Annotated in this window: 17 protein-coding genes; 10 read left to right on the top strand and 7 right to left on the bottom strand. The window is 64.9% G+C overall.

Annotated features, from left to right (window positions below; all coding sequences use genetic code 11):
• Positions 1 to 3: 3 nt before the first annotated feature.
• Positions 4 to 618, bottom strand: a complete 615-nt coding sequence (locus AC07P1_RS19985; protein WP_494697452.1) for a PEP-CTERM sorting domain-containing protein — start codon at positions 616 to 618, stop codon at positions 4 to 6.
• Positions 619 to 1,061: 443 nt separating this feature from the next.
• Between AC07P1_RS19985 and AC07P1_RS19980 the strand changes: the two genes are divergently transcribed.
• On the top strand, positions 1,062 to 1,682 hold the full coding sequence (locus AC07P1_RS19980; RefSeq protein WP_494697451.1) for an EF-hand domain-containing protein: 621 nt from the start codon (positions 1,062 to 1,064) through the stop codon (positions 1,680 to 1,682).
• 91 nt (positions 1,683 to 1,773) lie between these two features.
• On the opposite strand, the gene AC07P1_RS19975 is transcribed toward AC07P1_RS19980, so the two are convergent.
• On the bottom strand, positions 1,774 to 3,069 hold the full coding sequence (locus AC07P1_RS19975; protein WP_494697450.1) for a glycoside hydrolase family 6 protein: 1,296 nt from the start codon (positions 3,067 to 3,069) through the stop codon (positions 1,774 to 1,776).
• A gap of 213 nt (positions 3,070 to 3,282) precedes the next feature.
• Between AC07P1_RS19975 and AC07P1_RS19970 the strand changes: the two genes are divergently transcribed.
• The 5 genes from AC07P1_RS19970 (at position 3,283) to AC07P1_RS19950 (ending at position 10,691) form a co-directional block, all read left to right on the top strand.
• Complete coding sequence (locus AC07P1_RS19970; RefSeq protein ID WP_494697449.1) at positions 3,283 to 4,830, top strand: efflux transporter outer membrane subunit; 1,548 nt, start codon at positions 3,283 to 3,285, stop codon at positions 4,828 to 4,830.
• A 71-nt stretch (positions 4,831 to 4,901) separates the two neighbouring features.
• On the top strand, positions 4,902 to 6,050 hold the full coding sequence (locus tag AC07P1_RS19965; RefSeq protein WP_494697448.1) for an efflux RND transporter periplasmic adaptor subunit: 1,149 nt from the start codon (positions 4,902 to 4,904) through the stop codon (positions 6,048 to 6,050).
• A gap of 13 nt (positions 6,051 to 6,063) precedes the next feature.
• Positions 6,064 to 9,141, top strand: a complete 3,078-nt coding sequence (locus tag AC07P1_RS19960) for an efflux RND transporter permease subunit (protein ID WP_494697447.1) — start codon at positions 6,064 to 6,066, stop codon at positions 9,139 to 9,141.
• A gap of 37 nt (positions 9,142 to 9,178) precedes the next feature.
• Entirely contained in the window at positions 9,179 to 10,225 is a 1,047-nt protein-coding gene (locus AC07P1_RS19955; protein WP_494697446.1) for a GGDEF domain-containing protein, read from the top strand.
• Between the two features lie 25 nt (positions 10,226 to 10,250).
• The gene (locus tag AC07P1_RS19950) at positions 10,251 to 10,691 is read left to right on the top strand and encodes a hypothetical protein (RefSeq protein WP_494697445.1); all 441 of its coding nucleotides are present in this window, start codon (positions 10,251 to 10,253) and stop codon (positions 10,689 to 10,691) included.
• A gap of 6 nt (positions 10,692 to 10,697) precedes the next feature.
• On the opposite strand, the gene AC07P1_RS19945 is transcribed toward AC07P1_RS19950, so the two are convergent.
• The 5 genes from AC07P1_RS19945 to AC07P1_RS19925 all read right to left on the bottom strand — a co-directional run bounded on the left by AC07P1_RS19945 (position 10,698) and on the right by AC07P1_RS19925 (position 16,384).
• On the bottom strand, positions 10,698 to 12,155 hold the full coding sequence (locus tag AC07P1_RS19945) for a serine hydrolase domain-containing protein (protein ID WP_494697444.1): 1,458 nt from the start codon (positions 12,153 to 12,155) through the stop codon (positions 10,698 to 10,700).
• 345 nt (positions 12,156 to 12,500) lie between these two features.
• Positions 12,501 to 14,672, bottom strand: a complete 2,172-nt coding sequence (locus AC07P1_RS19940) for a TonB-dependent receptor (RefSeq protein ID WP_494697443.1) — start codon at positions 14,670 to 14,672, stop codon at positions 12,501 to 12,503.
• A 150-nt stretch (positions 14,673 to 14,822) separates the two neighbouring features.
• Positions 14,823 to 15,149 carry a hypothetical protein gene (locus tag AC07P1_RS19935; RefSeq protein ID WP_494697442.1) on the bottom strand — a complete coding sequence of 109 codons (327 nt, stop codon included), beginning with the start codon at positions 15,147 to 15,149 and terminating at the stop codon, positions 14,823 to 14,825.
• Between the two features lie 99 nt (positions 15,150 to 15,248).
• Positions 15,249 to 15,950, bottom strand: a complete 702-nt coding sequence (locus AC07P1_RS19930; RefSeq protein ID WP_494697441.1) for a response regulator transcription factor — start codon at positions 15,948 to 15,950, stop codon at positions 15,249 to 15,251.
• 26 nt (positions 15,951 to 15,976) lie between these two features.
• Positions 15,977 to 16,384 carry a hypothetical protein gene (locus tag AC07P1_RS19925; RefSeq protein WP_494697440.1) on the bottom strand — a complete coding sequence of 136 codons (408 nt, stop codon included), beginning with the start codon at positions 16,382 to 16,384 and terminating at the stop codon, positions 15,977 to 15,979.
• A 231-nt stretch (positions 16,385 to 16,615) separates the two neighbouring features.
• Between AC07P1_RS19925 and AC07P1_RS19920 the strand changes: the two genes are divergently transcribed.
• From AC07P1_RS19920 to AC07P1_RS19905, 4 genes are read left to right on the top strand one after another with little or no spacing between them, the layout of a single operon-like run.
• Positions 16,616 to 16,891, top strand: a complete 276-nt coding sequence (locus AC07P1_RS19920; RefSeq protein WP_494697439.1) for a DUF1427 family protein — start codon at positions 16,616 to 16,618, stop codon at positions 16,889 to 16,891.
• Positions 16,891 to 18,831, top strand: a complete 1,941-nt coding sequence (locus tag AC07P1_RS19915) for an amidohydrolase (RefSeq protein WP_494697438.1) — start codon at positions 16,891 to 16,893, stop codon at positions 18,829 to 18,831. Before AC07P1_RS19920 ends, AC07P1_RS19915 begins: the two co-directional genes overlap by 1 nt.
• A 2-nt stretch (positions 18,832 to 18,833) precedes the next feature.
• Positions 18,834 to 19,244: a DoxX family protein gene (locus AC07P1_RS19910; RefSeq protein WP_494697437.1), complete on the top strand. Its 411-nt coding sequence runs from the start codon at positions 18,834 to 18,836 to the stop codon at positions 19,242 to 19,244.
• Positions 19,231 to 19,887, top strand: coding sequence for a YoaK family protein (locus AC07P1_RS19905; RefSeq protein WP_494697436.1), 657 nt, complete (start codon positions 19,231 to 19,233; stop codon positions 19,885 to 19,887). Before AC07P1_RS19910 ends, AC07P1_RS19905 begins: the two co-directional genes overlap by 14 nt.
• Positions 19,888 to 19,990 lie beyond the last annotated feature (103 nt).

Below are 19,990 nucleotides of genomic sequence, written 5' to 3'. Positions count from 1 at the left end.
TTGTTAGCGGGGCGCAGTATTGGTGTCGCTGCCATTGGAGCGGCGCCGGCGGGCCAGCATGCCGACGCCGGCCAGGCCGGCCATCATCATCCAGGCGGTGGCCGGTTCGGGCACCGCCGCCACCGGTCCTTGCAAGGTGATCGCGGTGGCCAGCGCGCTGAAATCGCCGTTCCACGTCACGTCGGACAGGTCGATCGAGATGGTGTGGCCGTTGACGATGTTCAGCACCGGCATGCCGGTGGTGATGCCCGCATCGAGCACGCTGAAGCCGACGATGGGCGCGGCCAAGGTGGTGCCGAAATCGAAGGTGGCGCTATAGGCGCCGGCGGGGAGGGCGCCGTTGTTGAAGATGGTCAGGCGGCCGTCGGGCGCGAAATCGAAGCCCAGCAGGAAATCGCTGGTGAGGAATTCGGTGCCGGGCTCGATCGGATCGAGACCGCTGACATTGCTGCCCGCTTCATCGGCGAACAGGTGGTCGGCGCCCAGCATGCCGCCGGGTTGGCCGTTGTAGCTGGCGGTGATGATGGCGTTGTGCAGCGGATCGGCGGCCGCGTGCGCGGCGCCGGCGGCCAGCGCGATACATGCGGCGGCCACGGCTTTGTGTAGTGAGGTGTGCATTTTGTCTCCAGATATTGAGTTCAACAACGCCGGTCTTTGCCGGTCGCCGATCGGCACACCTCGCGTATGCCGTGCCACCGCGAGGAGGACGCAGGAAGCGCCGAGCTCGTGGTTGGTCAAAAATCTGTCGTAAAGGTCAGTGGTGCGAAGGTCGCGCACAGGACGGCGATGTAAGTTTGCCAATTCCTGCAATTAATTCTACGGTGGTCTGACCAATCCCGCAAGGTGGACTGGCCAATAAAACAACATCGGCTAGCACATTGCAAGTTGTATCTATGAATAGAAACTATGACAATCGAAAAACGATAAATTTTGATGATCACGGCAGCGTTTTTTCGTGTGAAAAATCAACTATTTGCCGCTGGAGCCCGCTAAAAATGGTGCCTGTCGGTAAATTTATTGATAGAATTGTGCTGTGAGGAATCTCCCAACAGGAGTCGATGATGATTATGATAAATGCCATAGGTGGCGCCACCCGGTTTGCAGCAGTTGTTGCAGAGGCCGCGCTCGACCCGAACAAAAAGCCTGATCCATCGAACGACCCGCAAAGTTTCGAGCTGAACGCATCCGTGGCCTCCTATTTGTCGCTGCCGGGGTTTAACGCGCCGACGCAAGTCGATTCCAGCGAGGCCAGCAACACAATCAGCGCCGCCGAGAAGGCCAGCGCCATGGTCAAGGCCGTGACGGAGTCGGATGACACCGGCTTGAAAGAAGCCTTGAAACAATTCGACGACGGCTTGAAACGCCTGGCCATGCGTCCGGAAACACAGATCTTCCAAGCCAAGTACGGCTTGGACAACGGCGCCCAGGAAAACCTGGTGTCGCCTGAACCGTTGCCTGGCGTTAGCGAAGACGGCGTGTTGGGCGTGCGTAGCAAGGAACACGCCGCTGCCGACCTCAACAACGACGGCAAGATCAGCGAAGACGAACGCCGCCGCTATCAGCTGCCGATCACCTATCGCAGCAGCGAGCGCTCGACCGACGCACTGGTCGACGGCCCATCGGCTTTCTCGCTGACCGAAGCCAATCGCGCCTACGGCGTGGTGGCGGCCGCGCTGGCCTGATTCCCAAAAATATCCCTAAAAAAGGCTTTGCCGTCGTGGCAAAGCCTTTTTTTTTGCGTGTACGCCCTCATGGGCGCGCCCGCTATCCCTCTCAATAGCCGTAGATCAGTTTATAGGCCAGGTCCGGCGAGAACGTGCCGGCCGCCGCCGCGCAACCATCCGCCTCGCCCGGCGACTTGATCCACAACGTCATTTCCGGCTGGCTACCCGCCGCGTTGATGCGCGACGGCACGCCGATTTTGCGGCCGGCGGGATCGCACCACTGCGTGCCGTTGGGGCCGGCGCCGTTGCGGCTGGTATCGACGATGAACGGTTTGCCATAGCCATTTTGCTGTTGCAGCGCGTTGCTGACGGCCACGCCGTAGGCGTTGCTTTCCGCATCGGTGCGGTAGTTCGACACGTTCAGCGAAAAACCGTGGGCGTTGGCGATGCCGGCGTTGGCCAGCCGGGTCGCCGCTTCGGCCGGCGCCAGCCAGCTGCTGTTGCCGATGTCGAGATACAGCGAGGTGCGCGTCGCCAGGTTCTTGAACTGCGTCACCGCATACTGGAACAGTTGCACGCGCGCAGCCTTGCCGTTCGCGTCGAGACAATCGAGCTGGGGCAGCGCGTCCGGTTCGAGCACGACGATCGCCTGGCGGTTGCCGAGCGCGGTGGCGAAGGCGCGTATCCAGTCCTGGTAGGCCGCCAGCGAGCCGGCACCGCCGGCGCTGGCCTGTCCGCAATCGCGCGCGGGAATGTTGTAGGCCACCAGGACCGGAATCTTGTTGGCGGCGGCCGCCGCGCCGACGTAGCTGCCGACGGCGCTGCCGATGTCGCCGCTCCAGCCGCCGAACCATTTTGCGCCCGGCTGATTGGCGATGCGGCTGGCGATATCGGCGGAGCGGCCGTCGCTCGGATTGTTCCTGGCCCAGACCGCCGCGCTCGACTGCGGATCGACGTACAGACTGGAGGAGGCGGCCGGCGGCGCCGGATTGGTCGGCGTCGTCGTGTCGACGCAGTTGGTGCCGTTGACGGTGATCGCGCCCGGCGCCGGTTTGCTGCCCGAATAGGACAGCGGCATGCCGAAGCTGACGCTGCCCCCGGGGGCGATGCCGGGGTTGCTGCCGTTGTCGGTGCTGGTCACCGTGTTGCCGTTGATGCTGACATTGGCGTTCCACGGTGGATTGGCCAAGGTGACCGGGCTGCCATAGGTCCAGCTGACCTTCCAGCCGCTGACGGCGGCGGTGCCGGTATTCCTGACGACGACATCGACGACAAAACCGGTCGCCCAGTCGTCGCGCGTGGCATAGGTGGCGGTGCAACTCGGGGCGGCGATGGCGGCGCCGCTGCCGATCAGCAGCATGAAGGCCAGGGCAGGCTTCGACTTTCTCAGTATGTGTTTAATCATAATTTCCTCGGAGTCGTCCCGTGATCGCGGCGACAGGCTTGTCGGCACCTTGGCGGGAGTTGTCAAAAAATTATACCCAGATGTTTCAATTGCAGCCGCACAACACAATGCCGCACACATAACAAAAAAGACACCACATCCGTAAAAAATGCGAACATGTGGTCGGATAACTATCCGGTGATTTGGCGGTATTGAACATAACGGGAGTTTGTTATGGCAAAACACAATAGTGGCTTGGCCACGCGGGCGCTGGGGACGGCATCCCTGGCGGTCACCTTCGCGGCCGGCTTGAGCGCGTGCGCGCTGGGCCCCGACTTCAAGACACCGGCGCCGCCGGCGGCCGCCACGGACGGCTACACGCCGACCCCGCTCGCTGCGCGCACCGCGGCCGCGCCGGCATCCCCCACCGGCGGCGCGGCCCAGCAGTTTTCAATGGGACAGGACATCCCGGCCCAGTGGTGGACGGTGTTCCGCTCGCCGGCGCTGGACCAGTTGATCCGTAACGCGCTGGAGCAGAATCCCAACATGGCGATGGCCGAGGCGACCCTGCGCCAGGCGCAGGAAAACTATGCCGCGCAGGCGGGCAACCTGGTCTGGCCGGCGGTCAACGGCCAGCTCGGCGTGTCGCGCCAGAGGGCCAACGCCGCCAGCACCGGCGGCGCGCCCGGTGTCTTCAATCTGTATAACGCCTCGGTCAACGTGTCGTACACGCCGGACGTCTTCGGCGCCACGCGCCGCACCTTGGAGGCGGCGCGGGCGACGGTCGACTACCAGCGCTTCCAGGTCGAGGCGACCTACCTGGCCCTGAGCGCCAACGTGGTGACCACCGCGATCCAGGAGGCCTCGCTGCGCGCGCAGATCCAGGCCACGCGCGAAGTGCTCGACGCGTTGAACAAACAGCTCGGCGTGATCGAGAAGCAGTTCGAGTACGGCGCCATCCCGCGCACCACGATCCTGAGCCAGCGCAACCAGGTGGCGCAGGTCGCGGCCACCTTGCCGCCGCTGGAGAAAGCGCTGGCGCAAAGCCGCCACCAGTTGTCGGTCCTGGCGGGCAAGCTGCCCAGCGAGGCCGGCATGCCGGAATTCGCGCTCGATTCCCTGACCTTGCCGGAGACGCTGCCGGTGTCCCTGCCATCGGCGCTGGTGCGCCAGCGGCCCGACATCCGGGCCAGCGAGGAGCTGCTGCACCAGGCCAGCGCGCTGGTCGGCGTGGCGACGGCGGCGCAATATCCGCAGTTCACCCTGAGCGGCAGCTACGGCGCCTCCAGCCCGACCTTCGGCAATTTGTTCGACGCCAATAGCGCGGTCTGGAACCTGGCGGCCGGCCTGGCGGCGCCCATCTTCAACGGCGGCGCCTTGAGCGCCCAGCGCCGCGCCGCCGAGGCGGCGTACGACGCGGCGGCGGCGCAGTACCGCGCGACGTTGCTGACGGCGTTCCAGAACGTCGCCGACAGCCTGCGCGCGCTCGACTCGGACGCGCTGACGCTCAAGGCGCAGGCCGAGGCGGAGGCGCTGGCGGCCGAATCGCTGGCGCTGGCCACCGAACAATACAAGCTGGGCGCGATCAGCTACCTGGCGCTGCTCGACGCGCAGCGCAGCTATCAACAGGCGCACATCAACCTGGTGCAGGCGCAGGCCGCACGCTACGCCGATACGGCGGCGCTGTTCCAGGCGCTGGGCGGCGGCTGGTGGAACCGCGCCGACGGCGTGCCGGCCGCAGCGCCGGTGTCGGCCGCGCCGTCGATCAGCAAAAGCCCTTAGCGGCCATACACGCCATCATTTACGCGGCACCGTACTTCTTCGGACATCCCAAAAACGCAGGAGACTGATTCATGACCAAGCGTATGCTCATCATGGTAGGGTGTGTCATCCTACTGATCGCCGTACTGGCATTCGGAAAATACCTTCAGATTCAAAAACTCATCGCCAGCTCGCCCAAGCCGGGCGCGCAGGTGGTCACCGCCATCAAGGTGCCGGCGGTGGAATGGCAGCCGCAGCTCACCGCCGTCGGCACCCTGGTGCCGGTGCGCGGCGTCGACGTGACGACGGAAATCGCCGGCCTGGTACGCAAGGTCAATTTCAAGTCCGGCGACGAGGTCAAGGCCGGCCAGGTGCTGTTCGAGATGAACGCCGAATCCGACATCGCCCAGCTGCGCTCCCTGCAGGCGGCGGCCGACCTGGCGGCGACGGTGCTCAAGCGCGACAAGCTGCAACTGGCGGCGCAGGCCATCAGCCAGGCGCAGGTCGACAACGACGAGGCGGACCTGAAGAGCCGCAAGGCGCTGGCGGCGCAGCAGCAGGCGCTGGTCGACAAGAAAACCATCCGCGCGCCGTTCGCCGGCAAGCTGGGGATCACCGCCGTCAATCCGGGCCAGTACCTGAATCCCGGCGACGTGCTGGTGACCCTGCAAACCATCGACACCGTGTATGCCGATTTCTTCGTGCCGCAAAAGCAGATCGCCGGCCTGTCGATCGGCCAGAAGCTCAACCTGACCAGCGACGCCTGGCCCGGCGTGGCGTTTCCCGCCAAGGTGACGGCGATCAGCCCGAAAGTCGACGCGGCCACCCGCAACGTGCAGGTGCAGGCGACGGTGGCCAACGCCAAGCGCCAGCTGTTGCCGGGCATGTTCGCCAACGTCAGCCTGGATCAGGGCGAGGTGAAAAAATATTTGACACTGCCGCAGACGGCCATCACCTACAACCCGTACGGCTCGACCGTGTTCGTGCTGGCGCCGGCCAAGGCGGAGCAGGGCAAGCCGCCGCCAAAAGATGACAAGGGCAATCCGCAGTTGGTGGCGCAGGAGGTGTTCGTCACCACCGGGCCCACGCGCGGCGACCAGGTGGCCGTCCTCACCGGCATCAAGGAAGGGCAGACCATCGTCACCAGCGGCCAGCTGAAACTGAAGAACGGCACGCCGGCCGTGATCAACAACACGGTGCAACCGGCCAACAGCCCGAATCCGACGCCGCAGGAACAGTGAGGACGGACGCGCCATGAATTTTACCGACATCTTCATCAAACGGCCGGTGCTGGCCAGCGTGGTCAGCCTGCTGATCGTGGTGCTGGGCCTGCGCTCGCTGTTCAGCCTTCCGATCAACCAGTATCCGAAAACGCAAAACGCGGTGGTCACGATTTCAACCACCTACTACGGCGCCGACGCGGCCACCGTGGCCGGCTTCATCACGCAACCGCTGGAATCGGCGATCGCGCAGGCGCAGGGCATCGATTACCTGTCCTCGTCGAGCAACAGCGGGGTATCGACCATCACCGCCACCTTGCTGCTCAATTACGACTCCAACCGGGCGCTGACCGAGATCACCACGCAAGTCAATTCGGTGCGCAACCAGCTGCCGCAACAGGCGCAGCAACCGGTGCTGACGGTGCAGATGGGCCAGACCACGGACGCAATGTACATGGGCTTTTACAGCGACACGCTGCCCACCAATAACGTCACCGACTTCCTGGCGCGGGTGGTCAAGCCCAAGCTCGATTCGATCCAGGGCGTGCAGACGGCCGAGCTGCTGGGCGCGCGCCAGTTCGCGCTGCGCGCCTGGCTCGACGCCGCCAAGATGGCGGCCCACGGCGTGACGGCGGCGGAGGTCAGCGCCGCGCTGGCGTCGAACAACTACCTGGCCGGCCTGGGCTCGACCAAGGGTCAGATGGTCAGCGTGCCGCTGACCGCCGGCACCGACCTGCACACGGTGGAGGAGTTCAAGGCGTTGGCCGTCAAGCAAAGCGGCGGCGCCATCGTGCGGCTGGAGGACATCGCCAACGTCACGCTGGGGTCGGAGAACTACGATTTCAATGTCGCCTTCAGCGGCGTGCGCTCGGTGTTCATCGGTATCAAGGTGGCGCCGGAGGCCAACATCCTCGATGTCGCGAACCGCGTGCGCGAGGCTTTCCCGGCGATCAAGGAGCAGCTGCCCACGGGGCTGACCGGGGAGATCGTCTACGATTCGACGGAGTTCATCAACACCTCGATCCACGAAGTGGTGGTTACTTTGGTGGAGGCGCTGGTGATCGTTACGGTGGTGATCTACCTGTTCCTGGGCAGCCTGCGCGCGGTGATCGTGCCGGTGATCGCCATGCCGCTGTCGCTGATCGGCACCTTCTTCATGATGCTGATGCTGGGCTATTCGATCAATCTTTTGACACTGCTGGCCATCGTGCTGGCGATCGGGCTGGTGGTCGACGACGCCATCATCGTGGTGGAAAACGTTGACCGCCACATGAAGGCCGGCATGAAGCCGTTCGACGCCGCCATCCTGGCCGCGCGCGAGTTGGGCAGTCCGATCCTGGCGATGACGGTGGTGCTGATCGCCGTCTACGTGCCGATCGGCTTCCAGGGCGGCCTGACCGGCGCGCTGTTCACCGAGTTCGCGTTCACGCTGGCGGGGGCGGTGGCGGTGTCGGGCATCGTCGCGCTGACCCTGTCGCCGATGATGTGCGCCTACTTCTTCGACCCCAAACAGGACCAGGGCAAGTTCGTCAAGGCGATCGACCGCGTGTTCGGGAAGGTCCACGACGGCTATCTGCGGCTGTTGCATAGTTTGCTCAACACCTGGCCGGTGCTGATCGTGCTGGGCGTGATACTAAGCGCGCTGCTGGGCGTGATGTTCACGATGTCGCAGTCGGAGCTGGCGCCGGAGGAGGACCAGGGCATCGTGCTGTCGCAGGTGGTCGGGGCGCCGACCGCCACCTCGGACCAGATGCAGGCCTACGCCAAGCAGATTTTCGATATCGCCAAGGCGCTGCCGGAATACGACCAGATGTTCCAGATCACCGGGGTGCCGACCACCAACGCCGGCATCGGCGGTGTGCTGTTCAAGCCGTGGGACAAGCGTACCCGCTCGGCGGCCGAGATCCAGCAGGAGCTGCAGCAGAAATGGGGCAACGTCGCCGGCGGGCGCGTGGCGGCGTTCCAGTTCCCGGCGCTGCCGGGCAGCTCCGGCCTGCCGGTGCAATTCGTCATCACCACCACCGAGCCTTTCGAGAATCTGAACACCGTGGCGCAGGCGGTGCTGGCCAAGGCCACCAAGGACGGCAAGTTCTACTTCGCCGACGTCGACCTGAAGATCGACTCGCCGCAGGCCAGGGTGGAGGTGGACCGCGACAAGCTCACTACCCTGGGATTGACGCAGCAGGACTTCGGCAACGCCATGGCGGCGGCGCTGGGCGGCGGCTACGTCAACTACTTCTCGATCTCCGGCCGCTCGTACAAGGTGATCCCGCAGGTGCGCCAGGTGGACCGCCTCAATCCGTCCGATGTGCTGAACTTTTATATCAAAACGCCCAGCGGCGGCATGATCCCGGCCAGCACCGTGGCCAGCATCAAGTACAGCGTGCAGCCGGAATCGGTCACCCGCTTCCAGCAGCTCAATTCGGCCACGATCTCCGGCGTCAGCGGGGCGTCGCAGGGCGAGATCCTCGAGTACCTGCGCAACACCGTGAGGGAGGTGGCGCCGTCCGGCTACTCGATCGACTATTCCGGCTCGTCGCGCCAGTTCATGACCGAATCGGGCGGCTTCGTCATGACCATGGCCTTCGCGGTGATCATCGTGTTCCTGGCGCTGGCGGCGCAGTTCGAGAGCTTCCGCGACCCGATCGTGATCCTGTTCTCGGTGCCGATGGCGCTGTTCGGCGCGATGACCTTCATCTTCCTCGGTTTCGCGTCGATCAACATTTATACGCAGGTCGGGCTGGTGACTTTGATGGGACTCATCTCCAAGCATGGTATCCTGATCGTCGAAGTGGCGAACCACTTGCGAGCGGCCGGAAAGAGCAAGCGCGAAGCGATCGAGGAAGCCTCCGCCACCCGTCTGCGGCCGATTTTAATGACCACGGCCGCCATGGTATTCGGCGTGGTGCCGCTGGTGATCGCCTCCGGCGCCGGCGCGGCCGGACGCCACGCGATGGGACTGGTGATTTTCACCGGGCTGTCGATCGGAACGTTGTTTACGCTGTTCGTGGTGCCGGCCGTTTACATGCTGCTGGCGGGGGAACACAAGGCCGAGGCGCCTGCCGGGGAACGTCCGGCGCCGCCGGCGCCGGCGCACGCACCGGTGTCATAAAAAATAGAAAAAAATTATAGAGACGACGACTACCTTTATGCCTGAATTAGAGAAGATGTTTGGCGGCCGGCTGGCCTGGGTGTCGGCCCGCCGCAAGCGCAGCAAGGAAGAAGTCATCCTGTTGTTGATGTGCTCATTGAGCATACCGAGCATCCTGCCGTTCGGTATCTACCGGCTGCTGCAGGGCAGCTGGATATCCGCCGCCGTCGACCTGGCGCTGGTGGCGGCCATGCTGGCGGTGATCGTCGATGTCTGGCGCACCGGGCGTTACAAGGCCGCCAGCCTGGGGGTGACGCTGTTCTATTCGGCCGGCATGCTGGCCACCATCCACCTGCGTGGGCTGTCGCTGGTGTACTGGGTCTATCCGACCATGATCGCCGCCTATTTCATGTTGCGACCCGCCGTGGCGCTGGCTATCAACAGCGTGTCGATGCTGGTGCTGGTGGCGATCCTGACGCGCGAGCTGGCGTTGCTCAACCTGTTCACGGTGGTGGTGACGATTTCGCTGGTCAACCTGTTCGCCTACATCTTCTCGTACCGTACAGGCTTGCAAAACCAGGAGCTGCATACGGAGGTCGAGCGCGACTTCCTGACGGGCGTCGGCAACCGCCGCGCACTGGATGGCAAACTGGAAGCCTATGCCGCCGAACGCAGGCCGCATCCTGGATCGTGCCTGCTGCTGCTCGACCTTGACCACTTCAAGCAGGTCAACGACCGGCACGGGCACGCGGCCGGCGACAAGGTGTTGATACGCCTGTGCGAATTGATGCGCAACCATACCCGTTCGTCCGACCAGATCTTCCGCTATGGCGGCGAGGAATTCGCCATCATTGCCACCGGCGCGGGTCTGGGCGCGGCCAGCCGGCTGGCCGAAGGCTTGCGCGCGGCGGTCGCCGACGAACCGCTGATGGAGGGGCATCCGATCACCGTGTCGATCGGCGTGGCGGGCATGGACAAATCCGGCAAGCCGGCCGACTGGCTGATGCGCGCCGATAAAATGCTGTACGCCGCCAAGCAGGCCGGCCGCAATACCGTTCGGGTGGACAACCCGGCGACACCGGCGGAGAATATACAACGGGTCTAAGGTACGGAATAAGAACGGAGACGGCATGCGGCGTATGATCATGGCGGGGCTGATGGCGGTGCAGGCAGTTGGTATTCCGGTTCACGCGCGGCAGGCGCCGGAGCCCGAGCCGCCCATGCCCGCCGCACTGGAAACCGCGCCCGCCGGGGAGCCAACCGGCTTGACCGATGTGGTCATCCAGAAAGCCGTGCGCGAGACAGTCGCCGAGGATGCGGATTCCAAAACCGGCATCAATCCAAGCACCAGTCCAGGCACCAATCCGGGCATCAATCGCGATGCCGGCGCGCTGAGTGCGGGCAAGACGGAAAGCATCATGAGCTCCGCGTTCGACCAGGCCAGGGTGCCCGATTGCCTGCATGCCGACGCGCTCAAGCACCAGCCGGCAAGGATAGGCATCATCGGCGTGGTCGGTCCTTATGCGCTCCCGTGGGTGATCGTCGCCGCGCTGCGCGGCAAATGCCTGTGACTATCCCTACTTCGCGGCATCCGGTTCCAGCGCCTCGATGACGGCAGCGAGCAGGGCTTGCGGCTGATAGCGCAGCCGCTCCGGCGTCAGACCTAGCCGCACCAACACCAATCCTTTGGAGGGAACGATGGCGATGGACTGGCCGTCGTGGCCCAGCATCCAGTAAGTGTCCGCCGGCAGCTTGAATGGCAGGTCGGGATTTTGTCCCGGCGGCGTCGCGCCTTGCGGTCCGTGGCGCCAGACCTGGCCCTGGCCGTATTGGCCGCCCGACGCGGGTGCCGGCTGCCACATGGCGTCCACGAAGCCGGCCGGCAGCATGCGTTTTCCCTGCCAGACGCCGTCCTGCAGCAGGAACTGGCCGAAGCGCGCCCAATCATGGGTGCTGGCGAACATATAGCTTGAACCAACCAGGTTGCCGCGCGCGTCCGCTTCGATCAAGGCGCTGCTCATTCCCAGCGGCGCGAACAGCCGGTTGTGCGGCAGCGACAGCACGGCCACCGATGTCGGGCCGTTTTTGGCGGGAAGGGCGCCGTCATTCCCGGTTGCGCCGGCGGCGGCGCGCTGCCAGATGCGCGACAGCAGCAGCGCGGTGCCGCTCGAATCGCTCCATACCGTGCCCGCCGGTTGTAGCAGCGGCTGGGCCGCCGCGTAGGCCGCCATATCCGGTTCCAGATACAGCATACGCGTGAGGTCGGAGACGCCGCCATAGGTCTCGTCGAACCGCAGGCCGCTGCTCATCGCCATCAGGTGGGGCAGCGCGATCTGCGAGCGGCCGTCGGCGCCGGCAGGCCAGAAGCCGCTTTGTTGCGGCGACAGTTTGCCTTCGGCGATCTGCATGCCCACCAGCGCGGCATTGACGGTCTTGGTCAGCGACCATCCCGGCAGCGGCGTGCGCAGCGCGAAGCCGTCGCCGTAGCGCTGCGCCACCAGCCGGCCGCGATGGATCACGGCGATGCCGCGCATCCCCGGCCCGGACAGCACGTCCTGGTTCACCAGCGCCTGCACCGCAGGCGCGGTGTCCGCCATCGAACCGGTCGGCCACGGCACGCTGGGAGACGGCGACCAGATTTTGATGGGCACGAAATTATAGAGCGAGGCCCGGGCCACGTCGCCGTCCGGCACGACGGCGCAGCCGGTGCCGGGACGATAGACCGCGACACCGCCGCCGATCACGCCGAACAAGTCCGCGCGCACCACCTTGCGCTGCTGGTCGATCCGTACTTCCAGGTGTTCGAGGATGGGGTGGCCGGGCGCCTGGACGTCGTGCGCCAGCACGCCGGCGCTATCGCGGCCGGCGACGAAGACGTTGGAGCAGACGGTTTTGGCGGCGTAGGCGGCGCCGATGCGCAGCAGCTCCGGCGGATTGGCGATCAGCGCCCACGCGGCGATCGCCAGGATGATCAGGATGGCGCCGATGGCTAGCAGCAATCGGCGCAACAGCCGGGGGAGTGCACGAGACGCCATCTAAACCCTTGCCGTCAAGGTCCGGCGAGTGTTGTGGTGATCACAACGATCAGAAATGGGGCAGGGCATGTCATCTTCCGCAAAAGGCTTCGCTTTGATTATGCCTATATCGATTGCGTAATACAACGGGCACACGCAAGCAGGCAGGCCCGGTTGCGTGTGCGCCGTATTACAGGTGAACAGGTTGAGCGCCACATGGGCCATGATTTCGACGATGGCTTCGTCGTCGACGCCGGCCCTTGCGCAGCGCCGCGACGGTTTTCGAATCCGACGACTGGCCGGCCTGCGCCGCGCTCATCTCCTCGGCGCTGGCGCCGGTGTTGCTTCCGGCGCCGGCACTCATGGTCAGAAACTGGTCGATAAGCCGGCGTACAGCGTGCGGCGCGCGCCGTACTGCGGCGCGCCGACGCCGACGCCGGAGCCGTCGCGCAGCAGGTATGAGCGGTCGAACACGTTGATCACCGCCAGCCGTCCCTCGACATTGCCGACCGGGGTGTTCTTCCAGTTATGCGTCAGCGACAGGTTGGCGGTGACGTAGCCCGGCAGCGCGCCCGAATTCGGCGCGCCGCCGTCCGGCGTCATGCGCAAGCCGCTGCCATACAGGACGTCGCCGCTGACCTGCGAGTCGCCGAAGTGGTAGTGAGCCCCGCCCGAGACGGTGTAGGTCTGGTCGTGATCGACGAAGATATAGTGGTTGGAGATGTACGCCAGTTCGTCCGGTGCGAACAGAGACTGGCCGGAGGTGATGTTCTCCGCCTTGGCCTTTTGCGACGTCACGTTCAGGAAGGCGCCCCAGTCCTTCTCGCTGTAAACGGCCGACAGTTCCAGCCCCTTGGCGTAGCCGTGTTCATAGTTAAACGGCGACAGGATCAGCGCCTGGCCGAACTGGCCCTCGTCGAGCATGTTGTGGATCTTCTTGTAGTAGGTGTCGGCCGTCACCGTCAACTGCTCGCTGAATTTGTGGCTCAAGCCCACGTCGTAGTAGTTGGTCCGTTCCGCCTTGACGTTGTCCGACACCGGTACCTCCGGCGCGTTCGACGTGCCGGCGTATTTGTCGATGCTCTCCTGGGCGGCCAGTTCCTGCGGCGGTGGTGTGAAGTAGCGCGAATAACCGGCGTGCAGCGAAGTGTCCTTGGCCAGCTGATAGGCCAGGTTCACGCGCGGACTCCATTGATGCTCGTTGATGAAGGCCGACACCTTGTCGTAGCGCAGACCGTAGTTCAATGTCAGCGGCGCGGTGATATGCCATTCATCCTGCAGGTAGATGCTAGACAGCTTGCCGATCTGGCTGCTGTTGTCGACGATGGTGCGGGGATCGGTACTGGCCTGCGTGCCGTCGGCGTTCATGTCGAACACGGAGACGTTGTTGTCGCTATGGGTGTTCTGGCGCGAGTAGGCCAGGCCGGTGCGCACGGTGTGGCTGTCGTTCAGCTTGTAGCTGGCGTCGAACTGCACCCCGCTGGAGGAGTTCGAGCGCAGGGTGTCCGAGCCGACGCCGTTGTAGACCAGATCGCCCACCGGGTCCGGTGTGTAATGCAGTTTGGAGTATTGGTGGAAGGCCGAGACCTGGTAATTCAGGTCGCCCAGGCTCTTTTGCAGCGACAGCACCAGGAAGCGGTTGACCTCCCGCTGGCGCTCGTCGAGCTGCGACGACGGCAAGGTGCTGGTGCCGGCGGCGGCGTCGCTTTGGCCGGTGAGCGAAAACGCCGGCGCCTGGTCCGGATTGTTCGGGATCTGGAAGCGGCCGTTATAGGTGCCGAACATCAGGCCCAAACGGGTCTGGTCGTCGAGGAACCAGGACAGGCTGCCGAACGATTTGGCCTGTTTGGTTTGATTGTGGATGGCGTCGCGGGTCGGCAGCGGGTTTTCGATGCCCATCTTATTGGTCAGATAGCTGCCCGACAGGTAGTAGTTGAAGGCGCCCTGGTTGCCGAAGAATTCCGCGCTCGGCGCGACGTAATCGTTACTGCCCACCAGCACGCCGACGCGGCCGCCGGATTTGCCGGTGCCTTCCTTGGTCTGGATGTCGACGATGCCGGCGGTGCGCAGGCCGAATTGCGCCGGCAGCGCGCCGGTGATGAAATCGGTCTGCTGCACGAAGCGGGTGTCGATCGACTGGCCGAAACCGGTGATACTCTCCGGCAGCTGCACGCCGTTGACGCGGTACTGCACGTTGGCGTGGTCGTCGCGCACGTGGATCGAGCCGGACGCCTTGGAGTCCTGGGCCACGCCGGGAAGGCGCAGCAGCACTTCGTTGAACGGCGTGTTGTCGCCCTGGCCCAGCTGGTCGATCATGTGGCGGTCGATCGAGTAGACGGTGGTGCCGACGTTGGGCGAAAGGTCGATGCGCGCGCTTTTCAGGTGGGCGACGATGTCGACCTGCTGCATCGGCGTGGCGCCGCCGTCCTCGGCGGCGGCAGCGGCGGCGCCATTGGCGTCGTCGGCGTGGGCATGGGAAGCGTAAAAGGCGGCGGCCAGCAGCAGTGGCAGGGTGCGGAGTTGTGGAGTGCGTTGCATGTTCAATCCTTCAATGTTCAGGCGCGTGCGGCCGCCGGCCCGCCGCAATGTATCGAAGCATGTCAAAACATGTCGAAACGTGTCGGGCAGGCGCGCGGCTGCGCGAATTCGCGCAATGGGCGTTACGGGTGGTACAGGTAACAGGCGTGACTAAGGTCGGGAGAGAACAGCGAAAGGCGGGGCGTGCGAAGGGGGAGTGAGGTAGCCGGCGCTGGCGATCCATACCTGGTGCGGCAGCGCGGTGACGGCGTAGCTGACCAGCGAGGCCACCGGAACCACCACTGCCGGTGGCGGCGGCGCGCCGAACGGCATGTCGGTGATCTCGCACGCCGCGCAATCTTCCCTGTGAACGTCGGTGTAGGCGTGCGTGTGCGACACCGCCCCGATCAGTTGCAGCGCCAGGAACACCAGCACGAAGAACATCACCACGCGCTGGTAGCGCGTGTTGCGATGTTGTGTGGCTGGGGAAAGGGTCATTGCGTGCATAGCCGCGATTTTACAGGGGTTATGCGCAAACAGACAACGCGTTTTCGTTTTAAAGCTGGCGTTGCCCGCCGCTTGCAGGGAGGGGCGCCGTCAGTGCTGGCTATGGACGCTGTCGCCGACCAGTCCCCGGCGCGTGGCCAGCACCACCGCGTGGGTGCGCGCGGTGGCGCCAAGCTTGTCGAACAGGCCCTTGACGTGCGTTTTGACGGTGCCGACGCCGATCCCCAGTTCGCGCGCGATCGACTTGTTGCACTGGCCCTGGGCGAGCAGCTGCAGCACGTCGGTTTCGCGGCTGGTCAGGCCGATGCGGGTAAAGCTGTCGGCCACGCAGCGGCTCAAGTCCGCGCTCAGGTAGCGCATGCCCCGGCTCAGCGAACGCACCGCCGCCAGCAGCTGGTCGGCCGGGCTGTTTTGCAGCAGGTAGCCGTGCACGCCGGCCATCATAGCCGTGCGCACCTCCCACTCGCGGTCCAGCTGGGTGACGGTCAGCACCTTGGGCAGTTGTTCGAGCTGGCCGTGCGGGGCGTCGGCGCGGCGGCGCATATGTTCCAGCGCGCCCTTGTGGTCGACGATGACGACGTCGGCGCCGCAGTGCAAGGCATCATCGGCGACCAGGGAGCTCCTGACCGAGATGTCCGCGCTTGCCCCGAGCAGGGCGGCCAGGCCGGCGTTGACGATGGCGTCGGCGTGCGCCACCAGCACATTGATTTTGTCGCCCTGATGGAGGATGGCGGTCGTCCCATTGCTACCTCCCATGGCCGCCTGCGGCCAGGTTTTGCTATCGAGTCGCATGTCGTTACTCCCAAATGAACGTCTGACTAAAATCGGTTGTGGTCCGCCGGACTGGCCGGCAGTACCAGCCGGCGGCGGCCGAACAGCCGCGCGTCCGCCGCGTACGCCCCAGGCCCAAGCAGCACCAGCGCGGCGGCGGTGAAGGCGCCGACGATGCACGGCGAGGCTTGCGTCCAGCCGGCATGGCCCAGGCAGAGCAACTGGCAAAGCGAGGCGATGGCACCCGCCACCGGTGTCAGCATGCCCAGCACCAGCAGCGCCGCCAGCAACACCGACAACAACGCCGCCAGACCGTCCGGCAGCGCCGCCCGCCACCACGGCGCAACGTCGGTGAACAGCGTTTCCGACAGCAGTTGCAGCGCCACGGCGAGGCGCAATAGCAGCAGGCCGACGCCGGCGCCGCCGCGCGGAAAACTGGTACTGAATCCACGCATGTCTGTCGGTCCTCGCTGGTTTGCATTTCTGGCAGCCAGCTTAAGCTTTTTCGAGGCTTTTGCCACGACCCGATCCGGGGTGGAACCCCTACCTAGATCGGGGTATGTTCAAACCCCACCGCATGTGACATTGTTCGGGCAACATCACCGCCGCAGGGGGTGTCCCTGGCACAAAGGCAGGGGCGCGGCTTGCGGTTCAGGGAGTACAGTTTTAGCTTTAGGGAGTCAGCCATGAAGATTTACATCGTCTCGATCGCCACCGGTCTGCTGGTCGGGATCATCTACGGATTCTTGAACGTGCGCTCGCCGGCGCCGCCGGTCATCGCGCTGGTCGGCCTGCTGGGCATACTGCTCGGCGAGCAGGTGCCACCGTTGCTGCGCCAGCTGTGGCAACCGCCGCAAGCGCAGGAAAAACAGGTGTCGTGGATCGAAGACCACGTCAAGCCGCATTGCTTCGGCCAACTGCCGGGCGCGCAGGCGGAAGAACAAACGAAAAGGAAAGCATGATGACCGCATCTCCCTCCACCTCCACCCACGCCAGTCCCGACCTGATTTTGCACCGGGGCCTGTTCACCACCCTGGACCGCTCCAATCCTCACGCGGAGGCGGTGGCCATCAAGGATGGCCGCTTCACCCATGTCGGCCGCGCCAACGAGATCATGGCGCTGGCCGGTCCGGCCACCAAGGTCATCGACCTGCAGGGCAAGCGCGTGCTGCCAGGCCTGATCGACAACCACTGCCACATCATCCGTGGCGGCCTGAATTTCAACCTGGAGCTGCGCTGGGACGGTGTGCGCAGCCTGGCCGATGCGATGGAGATGCTCAAGGCGCAGGTGGCGATCACGCCTGCGCCGCAATGGGTGCGCGTGGTGGGCGGCTTCACCGAACATCAATTCGCCGAGAAGCGCCTGCCGACCATCGCCGAATTGAACGCGGTGGCGCCGGACACGCCGGTGTTCATCCTGCACCTGTACGACCGCGCCTTGCTCAACGGCGCCGCGCTGCGCGCCGTCGGTTACGACAAGAACACGCCGGCGCCGCATGGCGGCGAGATCCTGCGCGACGCCGCTGGCAATCCGACCGGCCTGCTGCTGGCCAAGCCTAACGCCGCCATCCTGTACCAGACCCTGGCCAAGGGACCGAAGCTGCCGCTGGAGTACCAGGTCAACTCGACCCGCCACTTCATGCGCGAACTCAATCGCCTCGGCGTGACCGGCGCCATCGATGCGGGCGGCGGCTTCCAGAATTATCCGGAGGATTACCAGGTGATCCAGCAGCTGTCTGACGCCAAGCAGCTGACGATACGCCTGGCCTACAACCTGTTCACGCAAAAACCGCAGCAGGAAAAGGAAGACTTCCTCAACTGGACGCAAAGCGTGACCTACCAGCAGGGCGACGACTACTTCCGCCACAACGGCGCCGGCGAGATGCTGACCTTCTCGGCCGCCGACTTCGAGGACTTCCGCCAACCGCGTCCCGACATGGCCGACAATATGGAAGACGACCTGGAAGGGGTGGTGCGGGTGCTGGCGCAGAACCGCTGGCCGTGGCGCATGCACGCCACCTACGACGAGACCATCAGCCGCGCGCTCGACGTGTTCGAGAAGGTCAACCAGGATATCCCGCTGGCCGGCTTGAACTGGTTCTTCGACCACGCTGAGACCATCTCCGACCGGTCGATCGACCGCATCGCCGCGCTGGGCGGCGGCGTCGCCGTGCAGCACCGCATGGCCTACCAGGGCGAATACTTCGTCGAGCGCTACGGCCACGGCGCGGCCGAGGCCACGCCGCCGGTCAAGAAAATCCTGGAGGCCGGTGTCAAGGTCTCCGCCGGCACCGACGCCACCCGCGTCGCCTCGTACAACCCGTGGGTGTCGCTGGCCTGGATGATCACCGGTAAAACCGTGGGCGGCATGCAGCTGTACCCCCGCGCCAATTGCCTGGACCGCGAAACGGCTCTGCGCATGTGGACCGAGAACACCACCTGGTTCTCGAATGAGGTGGGCAAGAAGGGCCGCATCGAGGCGGGCCAGCTGGCCGACCTGATCGTGCCGGACAAGGATTTCTACGCCTGCGCCGAAAGCGAGATTTCCGACATGAGCTCACGCCTGACCATCGTCGGCGGCAAGATCGTCTACGCGGCCGGGGAGTTCGCCGCCTACGACGAGGCGCCGCCGCCGGCCATGCCCGACTGGTCGCCGGTGCGCCGTTTCGGCGGCTACGCCGGCTGGGGTGAACAGATCGGCAACAACCGCGCGGCCCTCAAGGAGCTGGAACAGCGCAAGCGCCAGCAGGCGCAGTTGCGCGAGCAGCAGGCCGCCTGCGGCTGCGCCAAGCAGTGCAACGTGCACGGCCACCAGCATGCCACCGCGTGGACCAGCAAGCTGCCGATCGCCGACCTGAAAAGCTTCTGGGGCGCGCTGGGTTGCGCCTGCTGGGCGGTGTGACGATGGCGTTTCCTGCGTTTTTGCGTGCGCCCCGGGTGCGCTGGTGCGGCCTGCTGCTGCTGTGCTCCGCGTATCTGCAGGGCGGCATCGACAAGCTGGCCGACTTCGGCGGCGCCGTCGCCGAGATGCAGCATTTCGGCGTGTCGCCGGCGGCGCCGATGGCCGCCGTGGTGATCGGCGGCGAGATCGGCGCCTCGCTGATGATATTGGCCGGATTCTATCGTTGGCTGGGCGCCGGCTACCTGGCTGTGTTCACCTTGATGGCGACCTTCATGGCCAACCGCTTTTGGGAGGTGACCGGGCCGGCGCGCTTCATGGCCGAAAACGGCTTCTTCGAACACCTTGGCTTGACCGGCGCTTTCGTGCTGGTCGCCTGGTACGATATTCAGAAAGGTAAGGATGGAACGCGGTGATATCAAACAAGGCGTCACGCTCGGCTTTTTGGCCGGCTACGTCGACACGCTGGGCTTTATCGGCCTGTTCGGATTGTTCACGGCTCACGTGACGGGCAACTTCGTGCTGATCGGCCGCTCGGTGGTGCAGGCGGCGCCGGAGATCTTCCTCAAGCTGCTGGTGTTCCCGGTGTTTATGCTGTTCGTGGCGATCGCGCGTCTGCTGATCCTGCACTGGCAGCGCTCGGGCGGCAAGCAGTTGCGCAACAGCTTCCTGACGCAGTTGCTGCTGATGGTGGCGACGGTGGCCTGCGCGTGGCTGGCGGCGCCCATCGTCTCGGCCGACGCCCCGCTGAGCATGGCGACCGGCATGTTGTGCGCCGGCGCGATGGCGGTGCAGAACGCCTACGGCAAGCTGCTGCTGGGCAAATCGGCCGCCACCACCGTCATGACCGGCAACGTCACGCAACTGGTGATCGACCTGGTGGACTCGGCGCGCGGCGACCCCGACGCCATGGGCCGCTGCAAAAAGCTGGCCTGGCCGGTGCTGGCGTTCGCGCTCGGCTGCACCGGCGGCGCGCTGATGTTCGTCGCGGTCGGCTTCAACGGCCTGTTATTGCCGTGTGTGTTGTTATTGTGGCTCGCCATCGCCGCCAAAGACTGATCCATTTCGTCACCGTAGTTCCCCGCCAATTTCGCCGCATTTCCGCTGCAAGGCGCGCCACCGCTGGGCCGGTGGCGCGCGCTCCGCGCCGCCCATCCCCATC

The organism is Duganella sp. GW821-FHT07F09 (assembly GCF_059418705.1).
Note: the sequence above shows the minus strand (reverse complement) of the source record. Positions and strands in the feature narration are given on the sequence as shown.